Below are 13,573 nucleotides of genomic sequence, written 5' to 3' on the forward strand. Positions count from 1 at the left end.
ATAGGAATAAAAAAAGCGCAGAGTTTAAACTCTACGCTTGATCTTATTTTTAGTTCTTATTACTTAATATCTTGTAACAATACCTCCACTGCTTTTTTTAACTGAGCATCTTCTCCTCTATCTTTCCACCCTGGTGCATTTTTCACTAAGTAATCTGGTACTGCAGGTGCTTCGTTCTCCATGTTTTCTCCTGTTTTCTTTACAAACCATGCTCTAAAGGGCATACGAATCATTCCGTTAGCTAATCGCTTACCTCCTGTAGAAACAACAGCTCCAAAAGTTGGCTGACCAACTAATTTACCTAACTCTAAACTTTTGAATGCATGTGAAAAAATTTCAGCATTTGAATAACTATTCTCATTACATAATGCTACCACTGGTTTTGTGTTTACCGATAAAATAGCTCGCTCATTAAACGGGTAGTTATCTGCAAACTTTTGATGATTTTTCAAACTCTTTGCTGCTCCTCTTGGAACAGTATATGCATGTTGATCTACATTTAACACTGCCATTAATCGGTCGGTAGTCCATCCTCCACCATTGTAACGCACATCTATTACAATTCCTTTTTTACCATATCCGCTAGCTTTTAATTCACGTTCGAAACGCTCAAAACTTGGCATGTTCATTCCTTGAATATGAATATACCCTAATTGACCGTTAGAATATTCATTTACTAACTTTTTTCTAGAATTTACCCATTCCTCATATTGTAAACTTCTTAGCGACCTTTCTGGGCGTAATACTACATCTTTACCGTTATTTAAACTCAGTAAAATCTCTTTTGATTGTGTATTCTTTAGTAAGCTGTAAAAATTCGTATTCTTTTTAATTTCTTGTCCATTAACTTCCGTGATAATATCACCAACTTTTAACTTACTCGTTGATTTATCTGCTACTGAATTTGGTAACACATAAGAAACCTTTACACCTTTTTTAGTGTTTTCTACTTCTAACCCTAATACGCCAACTTTATCACTTGTATTTCTTGGCGCACTTCCACGGTATCCCATATGACTCGCATTCAACTGTCCTAACAACAAATTAAACATATAGGTATAATCTTCGTGTGTGGTTGCTGACAATACCCAAGGCTTGTACCTCTTTACTAAAGCATTCCAATTATACCCATGAAATTCTGGATCGTAAAAACCTGCAGTTAATGCTCGTATACCTTCTTCAAAAACTTGCTTATACTCCTCTGATTTATTAGTAGTATAAGTTGCACTGTGAGGCAATCTTGTTACTTTATCAGATTTTGTATTTAACTCAACTAATTTTCCTCTAGAAGTGAAATAAATTTTCCCTTTGTTTTCAGTAAAGTTTCGTGCATTAGCAACTCCTTTCACTAATTTTGGCTTACTACCATCCCATTTAACTTTATACGTACTTCTTTTTTCTGTAGCAGGGTTGGTTGCTGAAAAATAAATGAAATCACTATCTGCACTAAACACAGGACTATACTCATCATCTTGTAAAGAAGTAACCTGTACTAAACGGTCGTAAATTTTATCTTCATCTATTTTTACAACTACTTTTTTCTTCTTTTTCTTTCCTTTTTTTGCGTCTTTCTCTTTAGAAGATTCTTCTTTCTTCTCAGGATAATAAGCTCCTTCTTCGTGATCTAGTTTTGACTTTTCCCAATCTGATTTTTCCAACCAAACCATCCAAACATCGTAATTGATTCCGCTTCTATTTGATAAAAATACTAACTTTTTTCCGTCAGCACTCCAAACTGGATTACGGTCACTTCTAGGATGCATCGATACATTCATTTTAGTAGAAGGTTTTTCTATAGATTGAATAAAAATTTCGCTATCAAAATTTAAGTCTTCTTGAGAATAGGCGATGTATTTACTGTCTGGACTCCATGAAACTCCTTCAGCAGCTGCCCAAGAATTGGAGTACTCTTTAGCATTTGTTATCTTTCCTTTTTTAATATCAGCAATCATTAAAATCCCTCTTCCTACCTGATAAGCTATCTTCTTTCCATCAGGAGAAACTAAAGAATACTCAATATCTTCTTTACTATTTGTTAGTTTAGAAACTTTTGTTTTTAAACTACGGTGTAACCCCACTAAAGTATCTGTAGAAACGGCACTATACAATTGATAAACTCCATCTCTATCAGAAGAAAAAACAACTGTTTTATCATCTAACCACTGTGGATTTATATCTCTATATGGATGCTTACTTACATTGTTTGAGTGCTTCTTTTCTTTATTATTCTCCTTTACAAAGATTTCTCCATTAATTTCTAGTGCTACGTTTTTTCCGTTAGGTGAAACTGCATAATTGCTAATATTTCCCGAAACTGTTTTAGTTTCTTCTTCTTCAAAACGATTATCTGAAACAATATCTAAGTTAATTTTTTGAGTTTTTCCATTTTCTAACTTGAAAATATCTGCCCCACTAGTATAAACAATCGTTCCATTGTTACTTACTGAAAATGTTTGTACACCGTCTTTTGTTTGTCTCGTTAATTGAGTAGCTGTACCATTGGCTGTTCCATTTGCAGAAATTGCTTGTTTATAAATATTATAGCGTCCACTTTTTGCTCCGATGTAGTATAAATTCCCCGCGGTATCCCAAACAGGAGAGTGATCATTCTTGTTACTCCTCGTTATTTGATGATATTCATTTGTTTCAGTATTATAAACCCAAATATCACGTTGCGCAGAACCAGAATAATCTTCACGAGCAATACGACATGCTCCTTTGGTAAAAGCGATTAATTTTCCGTTAGGAGATACTGAAGCCATTTCACCATAAGCAGTTAATAATCGACGAGGTGTTTCTCCCTTTTCATTAACTACATACATTTGTTTATCCCACTCTGGACCTCTTAACACGCGACCAGTCGTAAAAACGATATCTCCTTCTTTTGTCCAATCTGTAGGAACATTGGCTGTTGGGTAGTATGTTAACTGTTTTGGAACTCCTCCTTTTATAGAAGTTACAAATACATTATCATTTCCCTTTCTATTTGATGAAAATGCAATTTCAGTTCCTGTTTCATTCCAAACAGGGTTACTTTCGTAACCTTTGTGAATTGTTAACCTTTTTGTTTGCTGATTGTTAAAGTTATATAGCCAAATATCGCCATAATAACTAAATGCCATTTGAGAAGCATCAGGGCTTATCACTGGCTTACGAACTAACGTCTGCTGAGCAAATAAAAAATTACTTGCTATTAAAGCCACCCCTAAGAATATCTTTTTAGTCATGTTATTTGATTTTAAATGACCAAATTAGCTCTTTACGACTAAAACTATAATAAAATTAGGAATATATTAACAGTTCTTAACAGTTCTTACAAAATTACCAATCTCTTTAATTCCTTTTTTTTCTAATTCTTTAATAAACGCTGAGCCAATAATTGCTCCATTCATATACTCGCAAGCAGTTGTAAATGTTTTGTTATCTGAAATACCAAAACCTACAATCAACTTACTTTGCAAGTTCATAGCTTGAATTCTTTTAAAATAATTTATTTGTGCTGATGAAACCTCTCCTTTTGCTCCTGTAATAGAAGCCGAAGCAACTACATAAATAAAAGCATCAGATAAAGAATCTATTTTACGGATGCGTTCATCTGAAGTATGTGGTGTGATTAAAAACACGTTTGTAATTCCGTATTTTTCAAATAACTGCTGATAGTGATTTTCGTACTCAACCATTGGTAAGTCTGGAATAATTACCGTATCAATACCACAATCCTTTACTTTTTGACAGAATTTATCTTCTCCATATTTAATAATCTGATTCAAGTATCCCATTAATACTAATGGCGTTTTATTCGTTTCTTTTAAAGAAGACAACTGTTCAAAAACCACATCGAGATTCATACCGTTTCTCAACGCTACATCGCTACTATGCTGAATAGTTGGTCCATCTGCAAGTGGGTCAGAATATGGCAAACCTACTTCTATAAAATCTACTCCGCTATTACTTAACTCAGCAATAACTTTTGTAGTATCTTCTAATTTTGGAAAACCTGCGGTAAAAAAAATTGATAATAAATTGTTTTCCTTTTTATTGAATATATGTTGAATTGAGTTCATTTTCTATTGTTTTGTCAGTTCGAGTGATTTTCGACTTTGGGAGAAAATCGTATCGAGAACTTATTACATCTCGATACAAATTTGTTCGTTCCTCACAAACTCACTCGATGAGACATTCTTTTAACTATTAGCTTAAATGTTTTATATACGTTTCTAAATCTTTATCACCTCTACCTGATAAATTCACCACAACCACTTGATCTTTGCGTAAATTCATTTTAGGCAATACCGCTAAAGCGTGCGCACTTTCTAAGGCAGGAATAATTCCTTCTATTTTTGTTAGTTCGTAAGCAGCTTCTAATGCTTCTTTATCCGTAGCATTCATAAATGTTGCTCGTTTTGTTTCATGCAAATAAGCATGTAACGGTCCCACTCCTGGATAATCCAATCCTGCAGAAATTGAATAGGGTTCTACAATTTGTCCATATTCATCTTGCATTAAAATTGTTTTACTTCCGTGAATCACACCTACTTCTCCTAATTGTGAAGTAGCTGCACTTTCACCTGAGTTAACTCCAAGTCCTGCTGCTTCTACAGCTATCAACTCCACTTCTTCATCTTCCAAATAATGATAAAAAGCTCCAGCTGCATTACTTCCACCACCTACACAGGCTATAATAGTATCAGGATTTTCTTTCCCTGTTTGCTCTTTTAACTGTATTTTCATTTCTTCTGAAATCACTGCCTGTAAACGAGCTACCATATCTGGATATGGATGCGGTCCTACTACAGAACCAATTAAATAATAGGTGTCTGGATGTTGAATCCAATAACGAATTGCTTCATTTGTAGCATCTTTTAGCGTTTTACTTCCACTAGTTGCTGGTACTACTTTAGCTCCTAACATTTTCATACGGGCTACATTCGGCGCTTGACGTTGGATATCAATTTCTCCCATAAAAACAACACACTCTAATCCCATTAAAGCACAAACCGTTGCGGTAGCAACACCGTGCTGCCCTGCACCTGTTTCTGCAAGAATTTTAGTCTTTCCTAAATGTTTTGCTATTAAAATTTGACCAATCGTATTATTTACCTTATGCGCACCTGTATGATTTAAATCTTCGCGTTTTAAATAAATTGTTGCTCCATACTTTTCTGATAATCGTTTTGCTAAATATAGTGGACTTGGACGTCCAACATAGTGTTGTAACAAATCTTTATACTCTGCTTGAAACTCTTCAGATTCTATAATTTTTATATAATTATCTTCTAATTCTTTTACGTTTGGATATAACAATTCTGGTATAAATGCTCCTCCAAATTGTCCGTAATATCCGTTATTGTCTGGTTGAAATTTCATTTTCTTGTCGTTTATTATTTAGCCATAAAAAGAGATTTCTCACTTCGTTCGAAATGACACTTAACTATTTTTGACTAATACTTTTTTTAAACTTCTTTAATTCTTTTACTGATTTTATTCCTGGCTTGGTTTCAAACTTGCTATTTACATCAATGGCAAAGCAATACTTAGAGGCTTCTCTTTTAAAAAAAGACTGCAATTCATCAACTTCCTCTAAACCAATACCTCCGCTTAAAAAGTAAGGTTTGGTTGAGTTATAGTTTTGTAAAATTTGCCAATTAAATGTTACTCCGTTTCCTCCTCGCTCTTTTCCCTTAGTGTCAAACAAAAAATAATCTACCACCTCTTCATAAGGTTCTAAAACCTCAAAATTGAACTCGTATTTAATTCCAAATACTTTGATAACTTCTACTTTTGATAAATACTGTTTTAACTCCTTTATATATGCTACTGATTCATCTCCATGCAACTGAACCGCATCCAGCTGATATTCTTCAATTAAAGAAACTACAATCTCCAAATACTCATTTACAAAAACACCTACTTTTTTGATTCCTTTGGGTAGTTTCGGAATGATGCCTTCAAAATTTCTTGATGATTTTTCATAGAAAATAAACCCTAAATAATCAGGTTGTAATTCAGCTACTTGCTGAATATTTTCTATAAACTTCATTCCACAAACTTTTAGTTTCATATTATCTGATTTGATCGATAAACTCTTGACATGCTTGACCTGGGTTTTCTGTTTTCATAAAGTTTTCTCCTATTAAAAAACCATGAAAACCATGTTCTTTTAACCCTGTTATAATCCTTGGGTCTGAGATTCCACTTTCAGAAACTTTTACAACCGTATCGGGTATTTGACTTGCTAAACTTATGGAGTGTTCTAAATCAACTTCAAACGTTTTTAAATTTCGATTGTTAATTCCTATGATTTTATTATCCAACTCTCCGATTTTATCTAAATCTTCCTGCGTATGGATTTCATACAAAACTTCTAAGCCTAAATCGGTTGCTAATTGTCCGTAATTCTTCAATTGTTCAGCTGTCAAACAAGTAGCTATTAACAACACCACATCAGCCCCAATTGCTTTAGCTTCTACTATTTGAAATCCATCAACAATAAAATCTTTTCTCAAAATAGGCTTTTGTTGATTAATTACTCGTGCTTCCATCAAGTCTGCCATGGTCCCTCCAAAAAAAGAAGTATCGGTTAAGATTGATTGTGCTGCTACATTGGCGTCTAAATATCCATTTGTTACCTCAGCTACGGTTGCTTTATCATTTATAATTCCTTTAGAAGGCGATTGACGTTTATACTCTGCTATAATTCCTGTTGAATAAGGCTCCAACAATGATTTTTTCAAAGAAATTGGCTGCCTTTTAAAATTCGGGCTTTCTACCAATTTTTTAACAGCAACTTCAGCTTTTATTTTTGCTACTTCCTGTTTTTTAAAGGCTATTATTTTATCTAAAATAGTCATCTTATATTCTTTTTGTTATTGCGAACAAAGTGAAGTAATCTAAATTATTTTCTTTACAGAAAGACTCCTTCACTACCACTTCGACTACGCTCAGTGTCCATTCGGAATGATGGTTTTTTATTTTAATTTACTAATTTCTCTAACGATTGTTTTGCTTTTAACCCTAATAACGAATCTTTTGCTTCTTCAAATGCGGTTTCAAAACTCTTGTTTTTATTAAACGTTTTTAAGGCAAATGCCGCGTTGGTTAATACCACGTTATTCTGTGCTTCTGTTCCTTTTCCGTTAATTATGTTCACAAATATGTCCGCAGCTTCTTTAACAGTATTCCCTCCAAAAATAGCCGATGGAGCAATTTGTTGTTGTCCTAAGTCAGATGGAGAAACTTGTTGCTCTGCTTCTTTGGTAAACAATTTAAAATCTCCTGTTAACGAAATTTCATCGTATCCATCAAGTGCATGTACCACTCCATAATTTACATTAGATTGTTGCAACATATAATTGTACACTCTAGCTACTTCTAGATTAAATACGCCCACTAATTGATTTTGTGGACGACTTGGGTTTACCAATGGCCCTAACATGTTAAAAAATGTTTTTACTCCTAATTCTTTTCTAATAGGTGCTACAACTTTCATTGCTGGATGAAATAGTGGTGCGTGTAAAAAACAAATGTTTGCCGCTTCTAACTGACGTTTCAACGTGGTTTCATCATTTGTAAAGTTATATCCTAAAAACTCTAGCATATTAGAAGAACCCGATGCAGAAGACACTCCGTAATTACCGTGTTTTGCAACTTTATGTCCTGTTCCTGCCACAATAAATGAGGTTAATGTTGAAATATTAAATGTGTTTTTTCCGTCACCTCCTGTTCCACATAAATCGATGGTATTAAAATCAGATAAATCTACTTTTATGGCGAGTTCCAATAAAGCTTCTCTAAATCCTGATAATTCATCTACCGAAACTGGACGCATTAAAAACACAGTAATGAATGCGGCTATTTGTGAAGCATTGTATTTTTCTTGTGCAATATTTATCAAAACTTCTTTCGATTGTTCCTTGGTCAATCGTTTTTGTTCAAATAGGGTGTTTAGTATTTTTTTCATATCTTTTATGTTTTCTATAGAATGAGGCGATTTTCTTCTAACAGATTTCTCACTTCGTTCGAAATGACGTTATTTATTTACACTTTCTATAAAATTCTGAATCATTTTTTTTCCGTCTGGAGTTAAAATACTTTCTGGATGAAACTGTACCGCTTCAATTGCAAATTCTTTATGACGTAATGCCATAATGCTACCATCTTCATCAATTGCTGTTATTTCTAATTCCTCTGGAAAGTTGTTGCGTGAAGCAATCCAAGAGTGATAGCGTGCAGCTTCAAAAGTTTCCGGAATATTTTTGAAAGTGACCGTATTATTTTGTGTCACTTTCATTTCAGTAGCTACTCCGTGAAATACATCATTCAGGTTTTCTATTTCACCTCCAAAAACCTCAGTAATAGCTTGCAACCCTAAGCATACTCCAAATATCGGAATTTTGCCTGCATAGGTTTTTATAGTTTCTTTCAAAACACCTGCTTCATCAGGAATACCTGGTCCTGGTGACAGGATAATAGCATCGTATTTTTTAATTTCATCTACTGAAATTTCATCGTTGCGATATACATCTGGTAAAGTACCTGTAATATCTTCTACATAATGCACCAAGTTATAGGTAAACGAGTCGTAATTATCTAATATTAGTATCTTCATATTTATAGTATTGAGTATTGAGATTTAAGTATTGATAAAGCATGTATATCCTACACCTAAATACTAACATCTCAATTCTAATTTTATATTTCTTCTGCTAACACTAATGCTTTTTTTAATGCTGCCAATTTGTTATTTACTTCTTGTAATTCGTTTTCTTCTTTTGAGTTGATAACGATTCCCGCTCCTGCTTGATAAAACAAGGTATTATTTTTACTTACAAAAGAACGAATTGCTATGGCTTGGTTTACATTTCCATTTAAACCTATAAAACCAACACATCCTCCATAAAATCCACGGGTTTGATTTTCGTATGTATCTATCAATTCCATGGCTTTGTATTTTGGTGCTCCACTTAAAGTTCCTGCTGGAAACGTATCTCCCACAATTTCTATCGGATTTCCTGTAATCTTTCCTGTTACTGTAGATACCAAGTGAATTACATGACTAAAATATTGCACTTCTTTGTAGGTTTCTACCGTTACATTGGTTGCGTGCTTACTTAAATCATTTCTTGCTAAATCAACCAACATTACATGTTCTGCATTTTCTTTCGGGTCATTTGCTAACTCTTTCGCCAACTCTCTATCTTTTTCATCATCACCTGTTCTTCTAAAGGTTCCTGCAATTGGATTAATAATAGCCTGACTTTCATTTATCTTAATTTGTGCTTCTGGCGAAGATCCCATTAACTTAAAACTTCCATAATCAAAATAAAATAAATAAGGAGAAGGATTTATAGAGCGTAATGCTCTGTACACATTAAATTCGTCCCCTTTAAATTGTTGTTGAAATTGGCGTGATAAGACCAACTGAAAAACATCTCCTCTCTTACAATGTTCTTTTGCTTTGGTAACATTTTCTTTAAACTCTTCATCTGTAATATTAGATGTTTCTTCTCCTTCAAAAGCGAAGTCATATTTAGCAAAAGATTGAGAGTTTACTAAGTTTTCTATTTCTGATAATCGAGACTCTTCTCCTTCTGGTATATTTTCTATCAAAATCATTTCATTTTTAAAATGATTAATTGCTACGATAAATCGGAAAAAACTATATTGTAATACTGGAATTTCGGAAGGTGCTTTATTTGATTTTAACTGAATTGTTTCAAAATACTGAACCGCATCAAAAGTTGTATAACCGTACAATCCATTAAATGATTTTATTTCCTCTGAACAATTTATCGAAATAACATTGCTATACGCATCAAACTTTTCATAAAAATTTCTTTGAATAGGCTCTCTTTCTAGTTCTTCTTTTCGATACGACAATAACAACTCATCATTTTCTGCTTTGATGGTTATTAAAGGTTCTATACACAAAAACGAATAACTATTTTCTTTACTATGATAATCTGAACTTTCTAACAGCAAACTATTCGCATACTTGTCTCTTGTTCTTAAATACAAGCTAACTGGTGTTATCATATCTGCCAATTGTTTTTTTGCTATTGTTTTAAAGGTAATTTTTTTCATTTCATTTAATATGTAAAAACAAAAAAGGCTTATCATGAGATAAGCCTTTTCGTTGTATTATAGATATAACAAGATGGTCTCACTAACGTAAGTTACGAGTTTTCCACCACCAGTTATTTAATTGTTGTTTTATCATTATGCTACAAATGTATAAAGTGATTTTGATTTTACAAACTTTTTCGCATTAAAAAATAAATAAACAATATTTAATTTACAGAAAAATCTTCTTTAGAGAAGAAAATATCTATTGGCGAGTTACCTATTCCTTTTACAGTTTTAAAAACAGATTTATCTTCATTATATATAGTGAGTATACTTTTATCTGTATCAAAAAAATCTTCTGCTCCTAAAACATATACTTTTCCTGTAGTAGGGTGTTCTCTTATAACAGTTGTAAGCATTATTCCTTCTGTAGTTGGGTTAATAAACTCTTCTACTTCTTTTGTTACTGTATTAAAACGATAAATTATTCCTGTAGATACTTCTGACCAATAAACGTAACTACTTAATTCGCTTATTGAAAGCATACTATTCTTATACAAATTAACTCCTGATAACGTAATCGTTTCATCAACAGTGTAACTAGCTGTTAAGCTTATAAATTTAGCTTCACCAACTCTTTTCTCTGTCCCTATCCAAATTTTATTATCCTTACCTTTTAAAATACCTGAGATTACATCTTCAAAAGTTAACACCACTTTTAATGATTTATCTTTAATGTTTAATATTTTCAGTTCTTTATCATCCGCTATTAACATATTATCTCCATCTACTAACACCCCTGACTTTGAAAACAATACTTTTGATGAAATTCCATCAACTTTATCTTTTACTCCTTCTGTTAAGTTAAAAAATGACAAATCATACGTTTTTCGTCTCCCTCTTCCACCAGTTGATACTATTACACCTTCTGTTTCTGAGTACATAGTTAAATAAGAAGGACTACTTACCTTAGATGTAGTCACCACTGCTTCTTCTGCAAGATCTTTTAAGTTTAATTTTGTAACAAAATTAGGTCCGTCTTGAGACACTATGAATAAACTATTTTCAAAGTTTGTAAAAGATATTGAATTTTTATTTAGAGACTCATATACATTTGGGGTAAAAATCTGAATTTCATCTAAGTACCCTACCACTGTTTTGTCCCCCTCATAACTTAGTATAAAAGAATTATCATAAATTGGAGTTGGTTCATGTTTCGTTGAATCACTTGAACATGAAAAAAAAACTGATATTAAACATACCAATACAATACTATAATTACGTATCATTATTATAATTAAATTTAAAGTTTCTGAAAACAAAAAAATACAAACATTATATTTCAAATGTTCTTTACTGCTTCTTCTTTTAACCCGAAAGAAAAGCAATGAATTAAATTTTGGCAGGTCTCCTGACTAACATCTTGCTACTACCTTCCCGTAAAAACAGTGGTGTAAGAAATAACAAGTGCCCATAATTAATGGCCTAAGCTTACAGTTGCGGGTACAGTTTAGGATTTTCACCTAATTCCCTTTTAATTTTCTTTTCTTCAAAAGAAAAACCACAGCAAATATATTTTAGTCTCAGGAAAGAAACATCAATTTTACTGTTAAAATTCCAACACCTCCTTTCCGCATGAAACCCAACTTTATAAGTATTACAAGAATATCTTTAAACTCAAATTAAAGTTTCTAAAACATTATCTTTCAGATTAAAAAGTTACAATACGTAATCAATAACAACATAATTGTTTAAAAATAAAAACATAATTAGGTTATTTGCATTGTAATAAACAATAAAAAACAAAATTATGTGTGGAATTGTATGTGCGTTTGATTTAAAACAACCTTCAGATAAATTAAGACCTCAACTATTAGAAATGGCTAAGAAAGTTCGCCATAGAGGTCCAGACTGGAGTGGAATTTATAGCGATGAAAAAACAATTATGGCACATGAGCGACTAGCAATTGTTGACCCTGCCTCTGGACAACAACCTCTATTTAGCCATGACCGTAGGTTTGTATTAGCTGCTAATGGAGAAATATACAATCATAAAAAAATAAGAAAGCAACTCAAAGAGCAACATAAATTCTTAACAAAATCTGATTGTGAGGTTATTTTAGCTTTATACAAAGAAAAGGGAGTTGAGTTTTTAGATGATTTAAACGGGATTTTTGGTTTTGCGGTTTATGACTCTATTACCGATGAATATTTAATAGCTCGTGATCATATGGGAGTTATTCCTTTATACATAGGATGGGACAAACACGGTACTTTTTATGTAGCCTCTGAGTTAAAAGCTTTAGAAGGTTATTGTAACAAAATTGAAATTTTTCCTCCAGGACACTATTATACGCGTGAAGATGGTTTGCAAAAATGGTATTCTCGTGATTGGATGGAATACGAAGCTGTGAAAGACAATAAGACCTCCATAGATGAAGTTCGTGATGCTTTAGAAGCCGCTGTTCATAGGCAACTAATGAGTGATGTACCTTATGGAGTATTACTTTCTGGTGGATTGGATTCTTCCATTACCTCTGCTATTGCAAAAAAATATGCTGCTAAACGTGTAGAATCTGGTGATAAAGATGCTGCTTGGTATCCACAATTACATTCATTTTCTATTGGTTTAGAAGGCTCACCTGATTTAGCTGCAGCTAAAAAAGTATCGGAGTATATTGATACTATTCATCATGAAATAACCTTTACTATTCAAGAAGGCTTAGACGCAATAAAAGATGTTATTTACAACTTGGAAACTTACGATATTACAACAGTTCGTGCCTCTACTCCAATGTATTTAATGGCACGTGTTATTAAATCGATGGGAATAAAAATGGTCTTATCTGGCGAAGGTGCTGATGAACTTTTTGGAGGATATTTATACTTCCATAAAGCCCCTAACGCAGAAGAATTTCACAAAGAAACTGTACGAAAATTAGATAAATTATACCAATACGACTGTTTACGTGCTAACAAAAGCTTAATGGCCTGGGGAATTGAGGGACGTGTTCCGTTTTTAGACAAAGAGTTTATGGATGTAGCAATGCGTATTAACCCAGAAGACAAAATGATTAATGGTGAACGTATGGAGAAATGGGTATTACGTAAAGCTTTTGAGAGCTATTTACCAAAAGAAGTAGCTTGGAGACAAAAAGAACAATTTTCTGACGGAGTTGGCTACAACTGGATTGATACCTTAAAAGAAGTTGTAGAAGCTGCTATTACTAACGAAATGATGGCAAATGCTCCACATCGTTTTCCTACGCAAACACCAAGAACCAAAGAAGAATATTATTATCGTTCAATATTTGAAGAACACTTCCCAAGTGAAACTGCTGCTTTAACAGTTCCTTCTGTTCCTTCAATTGCCTGTAGTAGTCCTACAGCACTAGCATGGGATAAAAGTTTTCAAAACCAAAACGAACCTTCAGGTAGAGCTATTAAGACTGTACATGAAGACGCTTACTAAGAGTAATTCTTAGTTTATTTTCAAATTTTAGTTGTA

The 13,573-nt window shown here is 33.0% G+C and carries 10 protein-coding genes and 1 riboswitch; of the genes, 1 reads left to right on the plus strand and 9 read right to left on the minus strand.

The genetic code is table 11. From position 1 onward, the window contains the following. Positions 1-59: 59 nt before the first annotated feature. From Q4517_RS08175 to Q4517_RS08215, 9 genes are all read right to left on the minus strand, one after another. A complete protein-coding gene (locus tag Q4517_RS08175; protein WP_303508038.1) occupies positions 60-3,227 on the minus strand; it encodes a S41 family peptidase in 3,168 nt (1,055 codons plus the stop codon). A 66-nt stretch (positions 3,228-3,293) separates the two neighbouring features. Beyond that, complete coding sequence (gene trpA, locus Q4517_RS08180) at positions 3,294-4,064, minus strand: tryptophan synthase subunit alpha (protein ID WP_303508039.1); 771 nt, start codon at positions 4,062-4,064, stop codon at positions 3,294-3,296. A 127-nt stretch (positions 4,065-4,191) separates the two neighbouring features. Further along, entirely contained in the window at positions 4,192-5,367 is a 1,176-nt protein-coding gene (gene trpB, locus Q4517_RS08185) for a tryptophan synthase subunit beta (protein WP_303508040.1), read from the minus strand. 64 nt (positions 5,368-5,431) lie between these two features. After that, positions 5,432-6,040 (minus strand): phosphoribosylanthranilate isomerase, encoded by a 609-nt coding sequence (locus Q4517_RS08190; protein WP_303508041.1) that lies wholly within the window; start codon positions 6,038-6,040, stop codon positions 5,432-5,434. 22 nt (positions 6,041-6,062) lie between these two features. Further along, positions 6,063-6,851 carry an indole-3-glycerol phosphate synthase TrpC gene (trpC, locus tag Q4517_RS08195; protein WP_303508042.1) on the minus strand — a complete coding sequence of 263 codons (789 nt, stop codon included), beginning with the start codon at positions 6,849-6,851 and terminating at the stop codon, positions 6,063-6,065. A 122-nt stretch (positions 6,852-6,973) separates the two neighbouring features. Next, positions 6,974-7,960 (minus strand): anthranilate phosphoribosyltransferase, encoded by a 987-nt coding sequence (trpD, locus tag Q4517_RS08200; RefSeq protein WP_303508043.1) that lies wholly within the window; start codon positions 7,958-7,960, stop codon positions 6,974-6,976. A 69-nt stretch (positions 7,961-8,029) separates the two neighbouring features. Beyond that, positions 8,030-8,608, minus strand: a complete 579-nt coding sequence (locus Q4517_RS08205) for an aminodeoxychorismate/anthranilate synthase component II (protein WP_303508044.1) — start codon at positions 8,606-8,608, stop codon at positions 8,030-8,032. An 83-nt stretch (positions 8,609-8,691) separates the two neighbouring features. Next, entirely contained in the window at positions 8,692-10,083 is a 1,392-nt protein-coding gene (locus Q4517_RS08210) for an anthranilate synthase component I family protein (protein ID WP_303508045.1), read from the minus strand. Positions 10,084-10,289: 206 nt separating this feature from the next. Next, positions 10,290-11,354, minus strand: a complete 1,065-nt coding sequence (locus Q4517_RS08215) for a DUF5074 domain-containing protein (RefSeq protein ID WP_303508046.1) — start codon at positions 11,352-11,354, stop codon at positions 10,290-10,292. Between the two features lie 94 nt (positions 11,355-11,448). Continuing rightward, a riboswitch (cobalamin riboswitch) is annotated at positions 11,449-11,646 on the minus strand. 229 nt (positions 11,647-11,875) lie between these two features. Between Q4517_RS08215 and asnB the strand changes: the two genes are divergently transcribed. Beyond that, the gene (gene asnB / locus Q4517_RS08220; protein WP_303508047.1) at positions 11,876-13,537 is read left to right on the plus strand and encodes an asparagine synthase B; all 1,662 of its coding nucleotides are present in this window, start codon (positions 11,876-11,878) and stop codon (positions 13,535-13,537) included. Positions 13,538-13,573: the final 36 nt, after the last annotated feature.

This window comes from Tenacibaculum sp. 1_MG-2023 (assembly GCF_030547425.1).
Classification (GTDB): Bacteria; Bacteroidota; Bacteroidia; order Flavobacteriales; family Flavobacteriaceae; genus Polaribacter.

Bases quoted from the DNA above. Each gene is read 5' to 3' on its own strand.
- Q4517_RS08175 (WP_303508038.1), bottom strand. From the start codon at position 3,227: ATGACTAAAAAGATATTCTTAGGGGTGGCTTTAATAGCAAGTAATTTT.
- trpA (WP_303508039.1), bottom strand. From the start codon at position 4,064: ATGAACTCAATTCAACATATATTCAATAAAAAGGAAAACAATTTATTA.
- trpB (WP_303508040.1), bottom strand. From the start codon at position 5,367: ATGAAATTTCAACCAGACAATAACGGATATTACGGACAATTTGGAGGA.
- Q4517_RS08190 (WP_303508041.1), bottom strand. From the start codon at position 6,040: ATGAAGTTTATAGAAAATATTCAGCAAGTAGCTGAATTACAACCTGAT.
- trpC (WP_303508042.1), bottom strand. From the start codon at position 6,851: ATGACTATTTTAGATAAAATAATAGCCTTTAAAAAACAGGAAGTAGCA.
- trpD (WP_303508043.1), bottom strand. From the start codon at position 7,960: ATGAAAAAAATACTAAACACCCTATTTGAACAAAAACGATTGACCAAG.
- Q4517_RS08205 (WP_303508044.1), bottom strand. From the start codon at position 8,608: ATGAAGATACTAATATTAGATAATTACGACTCGTTTACCTATAACTTG.
- Q4517_RS08210 (WP_303508045.1), bottom strand. From the start codon at position 10,083: ATGAAAAAAATTACCTTTAAAACAATAGCAAAAAAACAATTGGCAGAT.
- Q4517_RS08215 (WP_303508046.1), bottom strand. From the start codon at position 11,354: ATGATACGTAATTATAGTATTGTATTGGTATGTTTAATATCAGTTTTT.
- asnB (WP_303508047.1), top strand. From the start codon at position 11,876: ATGTGTGGAATTGTATGTGCGTTTGATTTAAAACAACCTTCAGATAAA.